The sequence below is a fragment of the Dokdonella koreensis DS-123 genome (genome assembly GCF_001632775.1).
In the GTDB taxonomy this organism is placed as follows: domain Bacteria; phylum Pseudomonadota; class Gammaproteobacteria; order Xanthomonadales; family Rhodanobacteraceae; genus Dokdonella; species Dokdonella koreensis.
The window spans coordinates 375,412-392,891 of record NZ_CP015249.1; the positions used below are offsets into that span (position 1 = coordinate 375,412).

The 17,480-nt window shown below is 73.8% G+C and carries 7 protein-coding genes; all 7 read left to right on the forward strand.

All coding sequences use genetic code 11. The features are described 5' to 3' along the window. The first annotated feature begins 6 nt into the window (after nucleotides 1-6). The 7 genes from I596_RS01460 to I596_RS01490 all read left to right on the forward strand — a co-directional run bounded on the left by I596_RS01460 (nucleotide 7) and on the right by I596_RS01490 (nucleotide 17,469). Nucleotides 7-2,409, forward strand: coding sequence for an ABC transporter permease (locus I596_RS01460; RefSeq protein WP_083965283.1), 2,403 nt, complete (start codon nucleotides 7-9; stop codon nucleotides 2,407-2,409). 55 nt (nucleotides 2,410-2,464) lie between these two features. Beyond that, nucleotides 2,465-4,891, forward strand: coding sequence for an ABC transporter permease (locus tag I596_RS01465; RefSeq protein WP_190278960.1), 2,427 nt, complete (start codon nucleotides 2,465-2,467; stop codon nucleotides 4,889-4,891). A gap of 75 nt (nucleotides 4,892-4,966) precedes the next feature. Then, on the forward strand, nucleotides 4,967-7,465 hold the full coding sequence (locus I596_RS01470) for an ABC transporter permease (protein WP_067643147.1): 2,499 nt from the start codon (nucleotides 4,967-4,969) through the stop codon (nucleotides 7,463-7,465). Nucleotides 7,466-7,711: 246 nt separating this feature from the next. Then, nucleotides 7,712-10,111, forward strand: coding sequence for an ADOP family duplicated permease (locus tag I596_RS01475; protein WP_067643150.1), 2,400 nt, complete (start codon nucleotides 7,712-7,714; stop codon nucleotides 10,109-10,111). 43 nt (nucleotides 10,112-10,154) lie between these two features. Next, nucleotides 10,155-12,584: an ABC transporter permease gene (locus I596_RS01480; protein ID WP_067643153.1), complete on the forward strand. Its 2,430-nt coding sequence runs from the start codon at nucleotides 10,155-10,157 to the stop codon at nucleotides 12,582-12,584. 39 nt (nucleotides 12,585-12,623) lie between these two features. Further along, nucleotides 12,624-15,053, forward strand: coding sequence for an ABC transporter permease (locus I596_RS01485; protein ID WP_067643156.1), 2,430 nt, complete (start codon nucleotides 12,624-12,626; stop codon nucleotides 15,051-15,053). Nucleotides 15,054-15,093: 40 nt separating this feature from the next. After that, the gene (locus tag I596_RS01490; RefSeq protein ID WP_067643159.1) at nucleotides 15,094-17,469 is read left to right on the forward strand and encodes an ABC transporter permease; all 2,376 of its coding nucleotides are present in this window, start codon (nucleotides 15,094-15,096) and stop codon (nucleotides 17,467-17,469) included. The last annotated feature ends 11 nt before the right edge of the window (nucleotides 17,470-17,480 follow it).

Genomic DNA, 17,480 nt, shown 5'->3' on the forward strand with positions numbered 1-17,480 from the left:
ATCGTCATGAATACGGTGCGCTTCGCGATCCGCCAACTGGCCCGTACGCCCGGCTTCACCGTGGTGGCGGTACTCACGCTCGCGCTCGGCATCGGCGCCTGCGCGGCGATGTTCGGCATCCTCAACGCGGTGCTGTTGAAGCCGCTGCCGGTACAGGCGCCCGATCGCCTGGCCTTCGTCGAAGGTGCCGGCGCCGACAAGGGCTTGTCGGCGCGGACGCTGCAGGTCGAGACGCTGCTGGCCTGGCAGCGGGAAAGCCGGGCGTTCGAGGCGGTCGGCGGCTATTTCGCGTTCTTCGACTACCAGCAGTACACGCTGACCGCAGCGGACGGCCCGCAGCGCGTGCGTGCGGTGCCGGTCACGCAGAACTTCCTCGACGTCCTCGGCGTGCGCCCGCAGCTGGGCCGCAACTTCGTCCAGGCCGAGGCCACCTGGGACACGCCCACCGCACTGATGAGCGACCGCTACTGGCGCCGCCACTACGACGCCGACCCGGGCGTGGTCGGCCGCACGCTCAGCATCAACGGCAAGCCGACCACGGTGATCGGCGTGCTGCCGGCCAGCTTCGACTTCGGCTCGGTGTTCGCGCCGGGCAGCGACATCGACCTGCTGACGCCGTTTCCGCTGACCGAGGAAACCCAGAGCTGGGGCAATACGCTGTTCGCGGTCGGCCGCCTGGCCCCCGGCGCGACGCCCAGCTCGGCGCAGACCGAGCTGGACACGATCAACGCACGGCTCAGCGCCGAGCATCCCGACCGCGGCCGCCTCGATGCGGACGTGAAGAGCCTGGAAGCCTACGTGCGCGGTCCGTTCCGCGCCGCGTTCCTGATCCTGTTCGGCGCGGTGGTCTGCCTGTTGCTGATCGCCTGCGCGAACCTGTCGAACCTGCTGCTGACGCGTGCCCAGGCACGTCGCAAGGAGACCGCGGTGCGCGTCGCGCTCGGCGCGCGGCGGCTGCACCTGATCGCCCAGGCGCTGACCGAGAGCCTGCTGCTCGCACTGGGCGGCGGACTGCTCGGCGTCGTTGTCGCGGCGTTCGTCACGAATGCGCTGTCCGGGCTGCGCACGTTCTCGATCCCCTTGCTGGACACCGCGCGCGTCGATCTGCCGGCGCTCGCGTTCGCGTTCGCGGCGGCCTGCTTCGCCGGCGCGCTGTGCGGCCTCTGGCCGGCGCTCGCGTTGTGGCGCGGCGAGACGCAGACGGCGCTGCGCGCCGGCGGCGGTGCCGGCGACATGGGGCCGGCCGCCGCGCGCACGCGGCGCGGCCTGGTCGTCGCCCAGGTCGCGCTGGCCTGCCTGCTGCTGACCGGCGCCAGCCTGCTGATCCGCAGCTTCGTCGCGGTGATGAACGTCGAGCTCGGCTTCCGGCCGCAGCAGGCGGTGGCCTGGCGCGTCGACGCGGTGCGCAGCTTCGAGAACGACGCCGAACGCGTGGCCTACTACGAGCGCATGGTCGAGCGCGTGCTGGCCGTGCCGGGCGTCGCCGCGGCCGGCCTGTCCGATACCTTGCCGCTCGGCCGCAACCGCAGCTGGGGCGCCGCGGCCGAGGGCGTCACCTACGCGCGCGGCGCGTATCCGATCGCCTCGCCGCGCCTGGTCGACCGCCGCTACCTGGAGACGCTCGGCGTGCCGCTGCGCGCCGGCCGCTACTTCGACGCACGCGACGGCGCGGACGCCCCGAAGGCGGTCATCGTCAGCGAGACGATGGCGCGCCAGCTCTGGCCGGACCGCGATCCGCTCGGCCAGCGCCTGATGGGCGCACCGGACGGCCAGGCCCACGGCACCGTGATCGGCGTCGTCGGCGACGTGCCGCGCGCGATCGAGGAGGCGCCGACGCCGGAGATGTACTTCGACCTGCGCCAGAACGCCGACTACGGCTCGGTCGAGCTGCTGGTGCGCAGCAGCGGTGCGACCGACGCGCTGGTGCCGGCCGTGCGCGCGGCACTGCGCGAGTTCGATCCGACGCTCGCCAGCGGCGACTACACGACGCTCGAAGCGGTCGTCGGCCATGCCGCGGCACCGCGCCGCCTGACCAGCTCGATGCTCGGCGGCTTCTCGTCGCTGGCGCTGCTGCTGGCGGGCCTGGGTGTCTACGGCGTGATCGCCTATTCGATCGGCCAGCGCACGCGCGAGATCGCGGTGCGCCTGGCGGTCGGCAGCCGCCGCCGCGGCGTGGTCGGCCTGATCGTCGGCGAGGGCCTGCGCATCGCCGTGCTCGGTGCCGGCATCGGCCTGGTCGCCGCGCTCGCCGGCGCGCGCGTGCTGCAGAGCCTGCTGTTCGGCGTGAGCGCGTTCGATCCGATGACCTTCGTGCTGAACGCGGCGGTCGTGCTCGGCGTGGCGGTGCTGGCGGCGCTGATTCCCGCGCTGCGGGCGGCCGCCACCGATCCGGTCGCGGCATTGCGATGAACGGCGATCGTTCCCGGCGCGGGCTCGAGCGGGTGGGGCGATGCTCGACGCGGTGATGCGTGATCTTCGCCAGGCGCTGCGCAGCCTGCGCGCGACGCCGGGCTTCGTGCTGATCGCGGTGCTGACGCTCGGTATCGGCATCGGCAGTGTCGGCGCCGTCTACAGCGTGGTCAGCGGTACCCTGCTCAAGCCGCTGCCGTACCCGGATGCGGACCGGATCGTGCGCATCCATCGCGAGAACCGCGAGAAGCCGACCTTCGGCGGGCCGGTGTCGCAGCCGCTGCTGGACGCCTGGCGCAGCGGCACGCACGAGGCCTTCGCCGCGTTCGGCGCGTTCGCCGGTGCGACGGCCAACTTTCGCGCCGGTGACGCACCGGCCGAGCGGCTGGTCGCCTACCGGGTGACACCGGACTTCTGGCGCGTGATGGCGCTGGCGCCGCAGGTGGGCCGCTACTTCGGCGAGGCCGAGGAGGCCAGCGGCGAGGCGGTGGTGGTGCTCGGCCACGGCTTCTGGCAGAAGCGCTTCGGCGGCCGTGCCGACATCGTCGGCAGCGAGGTCCTGCTCAACGGCGTGGCGCATCGCGTGGTCGGCGTGACCGCCTCGGCGTTCCGGTATCCCGGCACGGTGGACGTCTACGTGCCGACGCACCTGGTGGCCTCGGCGGCCGACGCCGACAGCAGCTACCTGTCGGTGATCGCGCGACTGGCGCCGGGCGTGACGCTGGCGCAGGCACGTGCGGCGATGGAGGTGGTCGGCGCGCGCCTGCGCGCGGCCGACGTGGGGCGCTACGACGGCCTCGACGCGCGGCTGACCGCCTTGTCGAGCGTGCTGGTCAGCGACGTGCGCCAGCCGCTGCTGGTCCTGCTGGGGGCGGCGGCGCTGGTGCTGCTGATTGCCTGCGTGAACCTGGCCAACCTGCTGCTGGCCCGCGGTGCCGTCCGCCGCCGCGAGCTGGCGGTGCGCGCGGCGCTCGGCGCCGGCAAGGCGCGCCTGCTGCGGCTGGTGCTGGCCGAGACGGTGCTGATCGCCGTAGCCGGCAGCGTGCTCGGCCTGCTGGGCGCCGCGGCGGCGGTGCCGCTGCTGCTGGCCGGCGCGCCGGAGCTGATGCCGAGCCACAGCGCCATCGGTGTCGATGCCGGCGTGGTCGCGGCCAGTGTCGCGGTGGCCGTGACGACGATGCTGGCGTTCTCGCTGCTGCCGGCACTGCGCGCGGCCGGCGTGGCGCCGGTGGGCGCCCTCAACGAGGAAGGCCGCGACGGCAGCGGCGGACGCGAGCGCAGTCGCCTGCGCGGCCTGCTGGTGGCCGGCGAGATCGCGTTGGCGCTGGTGCTGCTGGCCGGCGCAGGCCTGCTGATCGAAAGCCTGCGCCAGGTCGGCCGCGCCGATACCGGCGTCGTCGCCGACGGCGTGCTGACCGCCACCTTCGTGCTGCCGACCGCGCACGATCCGTTCGCCGGCGACTTCACCGAGAACTACAAGCGCCATTCCGCGCTGCTCGCCACGCGCCTGGACGCGGTGATCGACCGCGTCGCGGCGATGCCCGGCGTCGAGGCGGTGGCATTGAGCGACGCGCTGCCGCTGTCGGGCATGGACAACGTCAGCTCGGCCATGCAGGTGGTCGGCCGGGACGGGCCGTCGGCGGAGGCCGGCGCCAACTGGCGTTTCGTCAACCCCGGTTTCCTGCGCACGCTCCGCATCGGCCTGGTCGCCGGCCGCAACCTGGACCGCAGCGACGCGCGGCCGGGCGAGTTCCCGGCCACGGTCATGGTCAACCAGGCGTTCGCGCGGCGCTTCCTCCCCGAGGGCGACCCGATCGGCCGCCAGCTCACCTTCCTCGGCGGGCCCAAGACCATCGTCGGCGTGGTGGCCGATTCGCGCACGATGGGCTACGAGCACGCGCCGGTGCCGGAGGTGTACATGCACCACGCGCAGGCGATCCAGACCCAGTTCTCGCTCGCGCTCAAGGTGAGCGGAGACCCGATGGCGCAGGCCCAGGCGCTGCGCCGCGCGCTGGCCGAGGTCGATCCGGCGATGCCGGTGTTCGCCGTGCGCACGCTGGCCGAGATGGGCGCCGCGGGCCTGGCGCTGCGCGCGTTCAACCTGCGCCTGATGGTCGCGTTCAGCGCGGTCGCGCTGCTGCTGGCGGCGATCGGCATCTACGGCGTGATCGCCGGATCGGTCGGCCAGCGCCGCCGCGAGATCGGCCTGCGCCAGGCGGTCGGCGCACGCGCGCTCGACATCCATCGCCTGGTGCTGGGCACGGGCCTGCGCATGATCGTCCCGGGCGTGGTCGCCGGCGTGCTCGGCGCCCTGGCGCTGGGGCGGCTGCTGGCGGCCCAGCTCTACGGCGTCGGCAGCGCCGATCCGGGCGTCCTCGCCGCGGTCGTTGCGGTGCTGGGGCTGGTGGCGCTGGCCGCCTGCCTGATTCCGGCACGGCGCGCCGCGCGCGTCGCGCCGATGGAGGCGCTGCGCCGTGACTGAGCCCAGCGCCCTGACCGAAATGCTTGCGGTGCGCATGCACCGAACCGCCGGGGCGATCGCCCACAAGGACCTGTCATGACCCTGTTCGACGATCTGCGCCAGGCGCTGCGCAGCCTGCTGAGCCGGCCGCTGTTCGCCCTGGTCGCCACCGCCACGCTGGCACTCGGCATCGGCGCCAACACGGCGATCTTCTCGCTGGCCCATCAGTGGCTGCTCGAACCGTTGCGCGTGCCGGCACCCGAGCAGCTGGTCAATCTGTCCTGGGCGCGCGAGCGCTCCGGCTGGACCAGCAGCAACAACGCCGGTTCCGGCGACGCGGTCTTCAGCTATCCGACCTTCCGCGACCTGGAGCGGCGTCAGGAAGGCTTCGGCCGGATCGCCGCGCATCGTCAGATCGGCGTCAATCTCGCGCTCGACGGTGAAACCGCCAGTGCCGGCGGCCTGCTGGTCTCGGGCAGCTACTTCGGCGTGCTCGGCGTGCAACCGGTCCTGGGCCGTCTGCTCGACGAGCGCGACGACGCGGTGCCCGGCGTCGCCGAGTCGGTCGTGCTCGGCTACGGCTACTGGCAGAACCGGCTCGGCGGCAAATCCGACGTGCTCGGCAAGACCCTGCGCGTCAACGGCGTACCGCTGACGATCGTCGGCGTGGCCTCGGCGGGCTTTGACGGCACCACGCTCGGCACCCGGCCGGACGTGTTCGTACCGATCACCCTGAGCTGGTCGCGCGAGCCGAACACGCTGCCCGAGCACGAGAGCCGCAAGGCCTACTGGGTCTATCTGTTCGCGCGGATGGCGCCGGGGCTTTCGATCGAGCAGGCGCAGGAGCGCATCAACGGTCCGTTCCACGCGCTGGTCGAAGAGGTCGAAGCGCCGCTGCAGTCGATGAGCGGCGCCGAACTCGAGCGCTTCCGCGCGTCGCGGCTGACGCTGCAGCCCGGTGCACGTGGCCAGAGCCTGGTGCCGGAGCAGGCCCGGCTCGGTCTCGGCCTGCTGTTCGGCGTGACGGCACTGGTGCTGCTGATCGCCTGCGTCAACCTGGCCAACCTGATGCTGGCGCGCGGCGCGGCGCGCGGTGCCGAGATGGCCGTGCGCGCGGCGATCGGGGCGAGCCGCGGCCGCCTGTTGTGCCAGCTGCTGGCCGAGGCCGCGCTGATCGCGCTGGCCGGTGCACTGGCCGCGCTGCCGGTCGCGCTGGCGGTGCTCGGGTTGCTGGCGAGGCTGTTCGCCGAACAGATCGGCGTGATCGAGGCGGCCGGGCTGGCACCGGCGGCGGTCGTTTTCGCGTTCGCCGCCGCCGCCGCCACCACCGTGCTGTTCGGCCTGTTCCCGGCGCTGGAACTCGCGCGGACCGCGCCGATCGCGGCGATCCGCGGCCACGGCCCGGCCGGCGCCGGACGGGCTTCCACGCGCCTTCGCGGTCATCTCGCGGTCGCGCAGATCGCCTTGTCGATGGCGCTGCTGGTACTGGCCGGCCTGTTCAGCCAGAGCCTGTCGAATCTCGCCGACGTCGACCTCGGCCTGCGCACCGAGGGCGTGCTGGTGCTGACGGTCGCCCCACCCCGCAACGGCTACGACGCCGAACGCTCGCGCCAGGTGCTGGCACGCATCGAGGAAACCCTCGCGGGTGTGCCGGGCGTGACCTCGGCCAGCCAGTCGCGGGTGCGTCTGCTGTCCGATGACAATCTCGGCGGCAACGTCAGTGTCGAAGGTTTCCAGGCGGCACCCGGCACCGATACCCAGGTGCTGCGCAACGAAGTCTCGCCGGGCTTCTTCGCGACACTCGGCATTCCCTTGCTGGCCGGCCGTGACTTCACGGCCGGCGACGACGCGGCTGCCGCCAAGGTGGCGGTCGTCAACCGGCGCTTCGCCGAGCGGTTCGGGCTCGGCGACGCGCCGGTCGGCAAGCGCGTCGCGCTCGGCGGCGGCGTGCCGGACGTCGCCATCGTCGGCCTGGTCGAGACGGCCGCGTACGCGGGCGTCAAGGACGAGGCCACGCCGCAACTGTTCATGCCGATCGCGCAACGCCCGGTGGCGCGCGAGACCCATTTCTATGTGCGCACGTCGCTGGCGCCGGAAGCCCTGATGCGCCCGGTCGAGCAGGCCGTGGCGCGGGTCGATCCGAACCTGCCGGTCGACGGTCTGCAGACGCTGCAGGCGCAGCGCGTGGAGAGCATCGCCGAGGACCGCCTGCTCGGTCATCTCTCGGCGGCCTTCGCGCTGCTGGCGACCCTGCTCGCCGCGACCGGCCTGTACGGCCTGCTCGCCTACACGATCGCCCAGCGCACCCGTGAACTGGGCCTGCGCCAGGCACTGGGCGCCGCGCCCGCGCGGCTGCGTGCGATGGTGCTGGCCCAGGTCGGGCGCATGGGCCTGCTCGGCGGTGCGATCGGCCTGCTCGTCGCGCTCGGCGCGGGCCGTGCGGCCGAGTCGCTGCTGTTCGGGCTGAGCGCCAGCGATCCGCGCGTCTACCTGGCCGCGACCGTGTTGATGACGCTGGTGGTGCTGGCCGCCGCCAGCGTGCCGGCCTGGCGCGCCTCGCGCGTCGCGCCGATGGAGGCGCTGCGCCATGACTAGCCGGCTGCCGAAGAACGGCTTTGCCGCCCATTGCCGACGTGCACGGCCGTGCCGCGCCATCGGCGCCGCGGATCGCCCGCGTGCGCCGTCGCCCGGCGAGCGACCCGTCCGGGGATCGCGTGCGCCGGCCGTTTCCCGACAGGCCGCGAGCCTTCGCCGCGCTGCGCGCGCCGCCGCCGATCGCACACAACGTTGTGCCGCCCACCTGCATCTGATGGGCGACGCCCTTTCCACCGGAGACCTGCCGTGACCCTGATCGACGACTTCCGCCACGCGCTGCACGGCCTGCGTGCGCACCCGGGCACGATGGCCTTCGCAGCCGCGACGCTCGCCTGCGGCCTCGGTGCCGCGCTGGCGATCCTCGCGGTCGTCGATGCGGTGCTGCTGCGCGCGCTGCCGTACCCGAACGCCGAGCGCATCGTCGAACTCGCGGAACTGGCCGAGGACGGCCATCCGATGAACCTGGCCAAGCCCAATTACGACGACCTGGTGGCGAGCGTGCCGTCGCTGGCGGCGACCTCGTTCTACCAGTCCGGCCCGGCCGCGGTCGCGACCGGCCGCGAGACCGTCCGCGCGAACGCGGCGTTCGCCGGTGGCGGCTTCTTTGCGATCTTCGGCACCACGCCGCTCAGCGGCCGCAGCTTCGGCGCCGACGAGCGCGAGCCGGTGGCCGTGGTCAGCGAGGCGTTCTGGCGCGGCCGCCTGGGCGCGCGCGAGGACGTCCTCGGCAGCGTGGTCGAGGTGGACGGCACGCGCTACACGGTGGTCGGCGTGATGCCCGAGGCGTTCGCGTTCCCGGAGGGTGCCAGCCTGTGGCTGCCGGTGACGAAGGGCGACTTCGGCAACTCGCGCACGGCGCACAACTGGCGTGCGCTCGGCCTGCTGGCCGCGTCGGACACGCTGGCCGAGGCGCGGCTGAGCGCCAATGCACTGGCGACGCGCCTGCACGGCCAGTTCGGCGACGAGGTCAACCTGCGCGCGTTCTCGCTGACGCCGCTCGGCGAGGCGATCGCCGCGCCGGTGCGCAGCGCGCTGCTGGTGCTCGCCGGCGGCACGCTGTTCCTGCTGCTGATCGCGATCAGCAACGCGGTCAACCTGCTGCTGGCGCTCGGTGCCTCGCGAGCGCGCGAGTTCGCCGTGCGGCGCGCGCTCGGTGCCAGCCGCTGGCGCATCGCGCGCCAGCATTTCCTGGAAGCCTTCCTGGTCGCCGCGGCGGCCGCTGTCGCCGGACTCGTGCTGGCAGCGGTGGCGATCGACGTGCTGGTGCACCTGGCCGGCCGTACGCTGCCGCGCGCGGCCGAGATCGGCATTGCGCCGTCGACCGTGGCGGCCGCGGCGATCGGTGCGCTGGTGATCGCCGCCCTGCTGACCGCCGCACAGCTGGTCGGCGGCGAGCGCGCGCCGCTGACGGCGCTGCGCGAGGCCGGGCGCGGCACCACCGGCGGTCGCGGCCACCTGCGTGCGCGTACTTCGCTGCTGGTTGCGCAGACCGCGCTGACCACGGTGCTGCTGGTCGGCGCCGGCCTGCTCGGGCGCAGCTTCCTCGTGCTGCTGGCGGTCGATCCGGGCTTCGCGCCGGAGGGTGCGGTCTCGGTGCGCCTGTCGTACCCGACCACCGGCGACCCGGCCGAGCTGAGCGCCATGGCGCAGCGCTACGCCTCGCTCGGCGAGGCGCTGGCCGAGCTGCCCGGCGTCGCCACGGTCGGCGGCGTCAACACGCTGCCGCTGACCGGCGGCGGCGCCAACGGCGCGTTCTGGGACGGCACGATGACCAGCTTCACGCAGCCGGTCCCGCCGCAGCTGGGCTATGGCGAATTCCGCGTCGCGAGTGCCGGCTACTTCGAGGCGGCCGGCATCCCGGTGCTCGCCGGCCGCGCGTTCGACGCGCGCGACCGTGCCGACGGCGCGCACGTCGCGGTGATCAGTGCCACGGTCGCGAAGGAGACCTGGCCCGGCCGCGATCCGATCGGCCAGCGCATCCAGGTCGGCAACATGGACGGCGACATGACGCCGGTCACCATCGTCGGCGTGGTCGGCGACGTCCACGAGCGGCGCCTGGAGCGCGCGCCGATGGGCGCGGTCTACGTCAACGTCGCGCAGCGCCCGGCGGCGGCGAGCGAGTTCAGCCTGATCGTGCGCACGACGCTGCCGCTGGCCGCGGTGCTGCCGACGCTGCGCGCGACGGTGGACCGGCTCGCGCCGGACCTGCCGCACAGCCTGCAGCCGCTGGCCGAGCTGCGCGTGCAGGCGATGGCGCAGCGGCGGTTCAACCTGGTCCTGCTCGGCAGCTTCGGCGTGGTGGCGCTGCTGCTCGCCGGTACCGGCCTGTACGGCCTGATGGCCTTCGCGGTCGCGCAGCGGCGGCCCGAGTTCGCGCTGCGCCAGGCGCTGGGCGCATCGAGCGGCGGCATCCTGCGGCTGGTGCTGCGCGGCGGGCTGCTGGTCGCCGCGCTCGGCATCGCACTCGGCATCGCCGCGGCAGTGGCCGGTTCGCGCGTGGTGGCCAGCCTGATCTACGGCGTGCCGGCGACCGATCCGCTGACCCTGGCCGCGGTGGGCATCGGCCTGCTCGCGGTACTGCTGCTGGCCGGCCTGGTGCCGGCGCGGCGCGCCTGCCGCGTGTTGCCGCGCGAGGCGCTGGCATGAGCACGCCGCGATTTCATTCCATGCATTCGAGGAGCCCGTCCCGATGAACCTGATCGACGACCTGCGCATCGCCTGGCGCGCCCTGCGGGCGCAGCCGACATTCTTCGCCGCGGCGGTGCTGACGCTGATGCTCGGCATCGGCGCGGTGACCGCGATCTTCACGGTCTATGACGCCGTGCTGCTCAAGCCGCTGCCGTTCTCCGACGCCGACCGCATCGTGCGCGTCATGCGGTCGCAGCCGCCGGTGGCCTACAGCCCGGTCTCGCCGCCGATCCTGAGGGAATGGGTCGAGCGCAGCTCGTCGGCGTTCGCGGCGTTCGGCGCCTACGTGCCGCAGACGCTCAACCTGACCGGCGGCGGGGATGCCGAGCGGTTGTCGGGCTACCGCATCACACCCGGCTACTGGGACGTGTTCGGCCAGCCGATCGCGCTCGGCCGCGCGTTCGGCACGGCTGAGGAGAACGCCAACGAACGCGTCGTCGTGCTCGGTGATGCGGTCTGGCGCGACCGCTTCGGTGCCTCGCCCGACGTGATCGGCCGCGACGTGGACCTCAACGGCGAGCGCTGGCGCGTGATCGGCGTCGCCAAGCCCGGCTTCCGCTATCCGGCCGACGCACAGCTGTGGCTGCCGGCGTTCCTGCCGGCCGACCAGGCCGAGCGCGGCAGCAATTCGTACGCGCCGGTGGCACGGCTGGCCGACGGTGTCAGCCTCGACCAGGCGCGCGACGTCATGGACGGCATCACGTCCTGGCAGGCCGAGACCTTCCCCGAGCCGAGCGCCGGCCTGCGCGCCCAGATCATGCCGCTGCGTGAACTGATCGGCTCGCGGCTGCGCACGCCGCTGGCGGTCCTGCTGGTGGCGGCGGGCCTGGTGCTGCTGATCGCCTGCGCGAACCTGGCCAGCCTGATGCTGGCGCGCGGCCAGGCGCGTGCGCAGGAACTGGCCCTGCGCAGCGCGCTGGGCGCCGGGCGCGGCCGCCTGCTCAGCCAGGTGCTGGTCGAGTCGCTGCTGATCGCCGCGGCCGGTGCCGCGGCCGCCTTGCTGGTGGCGCCGCCGGCGGTGCGTGCGCTGCTGGCGCTGGCGCCCGGTATCGTGCCGGCCTACCACACGCCGGCGGTCGACCTGCGCGTGGTCGTGGTCACCGCGGTGATCGCGCTGTCGACCCTGCTGCTGTTCGGCCTCGTGCCGGCCTGGCGCTCGGCCGCGGCCGATCCGCTGCAGGCGCTGGCCGGCGCCACGCGCAGCCAGACCGGCACGCGCCGGCAGACGCGCGCGCGCGGCGCCCTGGTCGCGGCCGAGATCGCGCTGGCGACGACCCTGCTGGCCGGCGCCGGCCTGCTGATCGACTCGCTGCGCCGGCTCGACGCGGTCGACACCGGCATCGCCGACGCCGCGCAGATCCTCGGTGCCGGCCTGTCGCTGTCGGTGCCGTCGATGCAGCCCGGCGAGGATTTCGCGACCTGGTACCCGAAGGCCAAGGCGGCGGTATCCACGCGCCTGACCGCGATCGACGCGCGGCTGCGCGCGCTGCCGGGCGTGGAGTCGGTGGCGCTGACCAATGTGCTGCCGGTTTCCGGCGAGATCGGCTGGAACGGCGGCTTCGACATCGCCGGCCGCGAGCTGCCGGAGAACCGCCTGGTCCAGTTCCGCTTCGTCAGCACCGATTACTTCTCGACGTTCGGCATTCCGCTGCGTGCCGGCCGCGTGTTCGACGCGGCCGACGGCACGCGGGCAGCGTTCCCGATCGAGGCGATCGTCAACCAGACCTTCGTCGACCGCTACCTCGGCGGCGGCGATGCGCTGGGCCTGACCGTGTCGACCTTCGACGGCAGCGGGAAGACCATCGTCGGCGTCGTCGCCGACGTGCGCCAGGGCGGACCCGACCAGGTCGCCGACGCGGAGATCTACTTCCCGGCGTCGACCGTGCCGGTCGGCGACATCACCGTTGCGATCAAGGGCAGCGGCGACGTGCTGGCGCTGGCCCCGGCGCTGCGCAGCGCCTTGCGCGAGGTCGCACCGGAGGCGCCGCTGTTCGCGGTGCGCACGATGGACGAGGTGACGCGCGAGACGACCCGCCTGCGCCGCTTCAACATGAGCCTGATGAGCGCGTTCGCGGCGGTCGCCGTGCTGCTCGCCTCGATCGGCCTGTACGGCGTGATCGCCTACACGGTCGGCCAGCGCCGCCGCGAGATCGGCGTGCGCCAGTCGCTCGGTGCGACCGCGCTCGACATCCACCGGCTCACGCTCGGCGCCGGCCTGCGCATGATCGTGCCGGGCCTGGTGCTCGGTCTCGCCGGCGCGCTCGCGCTCGGGCGCGTGCTGTCGGCGCAGCTCTACGGCGTCGGCGGTGCCGATCCATTCGTGCTGGTGGCGACGCTCGCGCTGCTCGCGGTGGTGGGCCTGGCCGCCTGCGCGGTGCCGTCGCTGCGCGCCGCGCGCGTCTCGCCGCTGGAGGCCCTGCGCGATGAATGACCGATCCGATCTCCTTCCCCTGCCGTCGAGGCCGACGCCATGAACCTGCCGGGCGACCTGCGTCAGGCCTGGCGCACCTTGTGCGCCAGGCCGGGCTTCTTCGCGACCGCGGTGCTGACGCTGACGCTGGGCATCGGTGCGCTCGGCGCGATCTTCACGGTCTACGACGCGGTGCTGCTCAAGCCGCTGCCGTTCGCCGATGCCGAGCGCCTCGTGCGCGTCACCCGCGAACAGCCGCCGGCGCAGCGCAGCACGATCTCGCTGCAGGCGTTCCAGGAATGGCGCGACCGCAGCGGCGCGGCGTTCGACGCGATCGGCGCCTTCAGCGACGACACCCGCAACCTCACGCACGACGGCGAGGCGCAGCGCCTGAACGTCTACCGGGTCACGCCCGGCTTCTGGGACGTGTTCGGGCAGCCGCTGGCGCTCGGGCGCGCCTTCGGCGACGAGGAGGAGAACCGCAGCGAGCGGGTGGTCGTGCTCAGCGACGTGCTCTGGCGCAACCAGTTCGGCGCCGACCCGGCAGTGATCGGCCGCGATGTCGAACTCAACGGCGAATCGTTCCGCGTGATCGGCGTGACCAGCGCGGCGTTCCGCTATCCGTCCGATGCGCAGGTCTGGATCCCGACCTTCCTTCCCGGCGACACCACGTTCCATCGCGGCATGAACTTCCTGCGCACGGTGGCGCGTCTGCGCCCGGGCGTCTCGGCAGCGCAGGCGCGCGAGATCATGGCGCCCATCACCGACTGGCAGGCCAGGACGTATCCGGACCACCACGCCAACCTGAGCGCCGGCGTCACCGAATTGAAGGCCTTCGTCAGCGGCGGCGTGCGCCAGCCGCTCGGCATGCTGCTGGTCGCCGCGGCGCTGGTGCTGCTGGTGGCCTGCGCCAACCTGGCCAACCTGATGCTGGCGCGCGGCCAGGCACGCGCGCAGGAGCTGGCGCTGCGCAGTGCGCTGGGCGCCGATCGCAGCCGCCTGGTCAGGCAGGTGCTGGCCGAATCGCTGGTGATCGGCGCCATCGGTGCCGCCGCCGGCCTGCTGCTGGCCGGTCCGGCGATCGCGGCACTGACCGCGCTGGCCCCGGACCTGCTGCCGCCGTACAACACGCCGGCGATCGACCTGCGGGTGATCGGCGGCATCGCCGCCGTGGCGCTGGCCACGCTGCTGCTGTTCGGCCTGGCGCCGGCCTGGCGCGCCGCGGCCGCCGACCCGCTGCAGGCACTGGCGGGCGCGACGCGCGGCCAGACCGGCACGCGCGCGCAACTGCGCGGGCGCAGGATCCTGGTGTCCGCGGAGATCGCACTGGCGATGGCCGTGCTGGCCGGTGCCGGCCTGCTGATCGACAGCCTGCGCCAGCTCGAAGCGGTCGATTCGGGCATCGGTTCGCCGCAGGTACTGACCGCGTCGATCTCGATCACGCTGCCGGTGCGCCAGCCGGGCGACGACAACGACGAATGGGCGGCCCGTGCGATCGGCCAGCTCAAGGCGCGCCTCGACGCGATCGAGGCACGCCTGCGCGAGCTGCCGGGTGTCGCGTCGGTCGCGATCGCCAACCGCCTGCCGGCCTCCGGCGACTGGGGCTGGAACAGCCGCTTCTCGGTCCCCGGCCGCACGCTCGACGACCAGGCGCTGGCCGAGTACCGCTTCGTCAGCTCCGACTACTTCACCACGTTCGGCATCCCGGTCGAGGCCGGCCGTGCGTTCGACGCCAGCGACGGCACGCGGGCGCTGCTGCCGACCGAGGTGCTGGTCAATCGCGCCTTCGCCACGCGCTACCTCGCCGGCGCCGATCCGCTCAACGAGAGCCTGGTGATCTTCGGCGACCAGCCCAAGCGCATCGTCGGCGTGGTGGCCGACGTGCACCAGGCCGGCCTGGACGCCCCGCCCAATACCGAGGTCTATTTCCCGATCAGCAAGGCGGCGGTGGGCGATCTCGCCGTCGCCATCAAGGTGGACGGCGATGCGCTTGCCTTCGCCGAGCCGCTGCGCCGCGCGCTGCGCGAGGTGGCGCCGGACGTGCCGGTGCACAGCATCCGCACGATGGACCAGGTGACCGGCGCGACGCTGGCGATGCGGCGCTTCAACATGACGCTGATGAGCGTGTTCGCCGGTGTGGCGCTGCTGCTGGCGGCGATCGGCCTGTACGGCGTGATCGCCTACACCGTCGGCCAGCGCCGGCGCGAGATCGGCCTGCGTCAGGCGGTGGGGGCGCGCCGCGCCGACATCCACCGGCTGGTGCTGGGCGATGGCCTGCGCATGATCGTGCCGGGCCTGGCGCTGGGCCTTGTGGGTGCGCTGGCGATCGGCCGGCTGATCGCCGCGCAGCTCTACGGCGTCGGTGCGGCCGACCCGCGCGTGCTCGGTACGGTGGCGGCGGTGCTGGTCACAGTCGCGCTGGCGGCCTGCGCGATACCGATGCGGCGTGCCGCGCGCGTACCGCCGATGGAAGCGCTGCGCGACGGCTAGACGAATGGGCCGCGAGCCCGGGGAGAGAACGATGCGGTGGATGGAATCGATACGTCAGGCGCTGCGCCAACTGGCGGCGGCACCGGGTTTCACGCTGACGTCGCTGGCGATGCTCGCGCTCGGCATCGGCCTCAGCGTGGCGATGTACTCCACGCTCGACGGTGTGCTGCTGCGCGGCCTGCCGTTCCCCGACGGCGATCGCCTGATCACCGTCAGCGCGCGCCAGCCGGCGCAGCACGTCACCGGCGCCCAGCTGACCGTGGCCGAGGCCGAGCGCGCCGCCGACGGCACGCCGGGCCTGGCCGCACTCGGCTACTACTGGTGGAGCGGTGTGACGCTGTTCGACGGCGAGCACGCGCGCGAGATCACCACGCACATGGTCAGCGACGGCTACTTCGCCGCACTCGGCGTCGAGCCGCTGCTGGGGCGGCGCCTGACTGCCGAGGACGTCCGCGAGAATCGTCCCGTGGCGGTGCTCTCCTACGCCGAGTGGCAACACGGCTTCGGCGGCGATCCGAACGTGCTCGGCCGCAGCCTGGACCTGGTCGACGAGGCACCGCTGGAAGTGGTCGGCGTAATGCCGCCGGCGCTGGCGACCTTCGCCGGCGAGACCGGTCTGTGGCGGCCGCTGGCCACCGCCCAGCTGCCGGCAGACTCGCCGCAACGCGCGCTGCGCATGCTGCTCGTGGTCGGCCGGCTCGCGCCGGGCGTCTCGCTCGCACAGGCCGAGGCCGCGCTGACCGCGCGCATGGCCGATCCGCTGGTGCGCGGCGGTAATCCCGGCGAGGCCTGGCAGGCCGCCGCGCGGCCGTTCCTCGACGAACTGGTCGGCGATGCGCGCGGCGCGCTGTGGGGCGCGTTCGCGCTGGCGGTGCTGGTGCTGCTGATCGCCGCGCTCAACGTCGCGATCCTGCTCGACGCCCGCCAGGCCGCCCGCCGGCGCGAACAGGCGGTGCGCCAGGCGCTGGGTGCCTCGCGCGCGTCGCTCGGCCGCGCGTTGCTGGTCGAGCTCGCGCTGCTGGCGGGCGCTGGCGTCGTGCTGGGTCTGGGTCTGGCGGCACTCGGCCTGCACGTGCTGCGCGACCTCGCTGCCGAAAGCGTGCCGCGCGTGGACGGCATCGTCATCGATCGTGGCGTGGCGGCGTTCGCGGTCCTGCTCGGCGTGTCGGTGCCGCTGCTGGCGGCGCTGGCCGGTGCGCTGCGCATCGCCGCCGCGCCGGCCGAGGCGATGCGCGGCGGCACCAAGGGCGTCCTCGGTGGCGGCGGCCGGCGCCGCGCGCTGCCGGTGCTGGCGATGGCACTGTCGACCGCCAGCCTGGTCGCCGCGCTGACACTGGCGGCCGGCCTGTGGCGCTTGCAGCGGGTCGATCCCGGCTTCGCCGCGCGTGGGGTGACGGTGATGCAGTTCTTCCGCGTCGGCAGCGAGGCCTTCGTGCCGTTCACCGAGCGCCTGCTCGAACGCCTGGCGGCGCTGCCGGGCGTCGAGGCGGCGGCGCTGACCAGCGCGCCGCCGCGTTCGGGTATCGGCAGCGCCAGCGTCGACCTCACCGTCGCCGCACGGCCCGACAACGCGCCGGTGCAGGCCGGCCTGCGCCGCGTGTCGCCCGGCTACCGCGCCCTGCTCGACATCCCGCTGGTGGCCGGGCGCGATTTCGACGTCGGCGACCGCCGCGGCACCGAGCCGGTCGCACTGGTCAGCCGCGCCGCGGCGCGGCGCCTGTTCGGCGAGGCGTCCGCGGTCGGCCAGGTGGTCGGTGTGCCGATCCGCGGTGCGCGTGTGGACGTGCGCGTGGTCGGCGTCGTCGAGGACATCCGCAACGACGGCCTGCGCAGCGCGCCGGCGCCGGAGATCCTGGTGCCGTTCGCGCAGCAGCCGGGACCGGCGATGGCGTTTCTCACGCGCGGCGGCGCAGCCGGCACCGAGGCGGCGATGGCCGCGGCGCTCGCCGCGCTCGACCCGCGCCAGGCGATCACGCGCCACTACGCGCTGGCCGTGCCGATCGAGGAGGAACTGGCGCCCGCGCGCTTCTTCGCGCGCACGGTCGGCGCGTTCGCCGCGGCCGCGCTGCTGCTGGCCGTGCTCGGCACCTACGCGGTGGCCGCGCTGCGCCAACGCCGCCGGATCGGCGAGTTCGGCCTGCGCCTGGCGATCGGTGCGCGGCCACGCGACATGGCGGCCGAGGTGCTGCGCGACGGCCTGGGCCTGAGCGCCGTCGGCGTCGCCGCGGGCCTGGCGCTGGCGATCGGCGGGCTGCGCCTGCTCGATCTCTCGGCGGTCGGCGTTGCCGGGACGGTATCACCGGCGGTGCTCGCCGCCGGCATCGCGGCGATGGTGATTGCCGCGTTGACCGCGGTCGGCCTGCCGGCCTGGCGCGCCGCGCGCGTGCCGCCGATGGAAGCGTTGCGTACCGAATGAGCGGCCGCGGT

Coding starts and splice junctions, on each gene's coding strand:
- I596_RS01470 (WP_067643147.1), top strand. CDS start 4,967: ATGACCCTGTTCGACGATCTGCGCCAGGCGCTGCGCAGCCTGCTGAGC.
- I596_RS01480 (WP_067643153.1), top strand. CDS start 10,155: ATGAACCTGATCGACGACCTGCGCATCGCCTGGCGCGCCCTGCGGGCG.
- I596_RS01490 (WP_067643159.1), top strand. CDS start 15,094: ATGGAATCGATACGTCAGGCGCTGCGCCAACTGGCGGCGGCACCGGGT.
- I596_RS01485 (WP_067643156.1), top strand. CDS start 12,624: ATGAACCTGCCGGGCGACCTGCGTCAGGCCTGGCGCACCTTGTGCGCC.
- I596_RS01460 (WP_083965283.1), top strand. CDS start 7: ATGAATACGGTGCGCTTCGCGATCCGCCAACTGGCCCGTACGCCCGGC.
- I596_RS01465 (WP_190278960.1), top strand. CDS start 2,465: ATGCGTGATCTTCGCCAGGCGCTGCGCAGCCTGCGCGCGACGCCGGGC.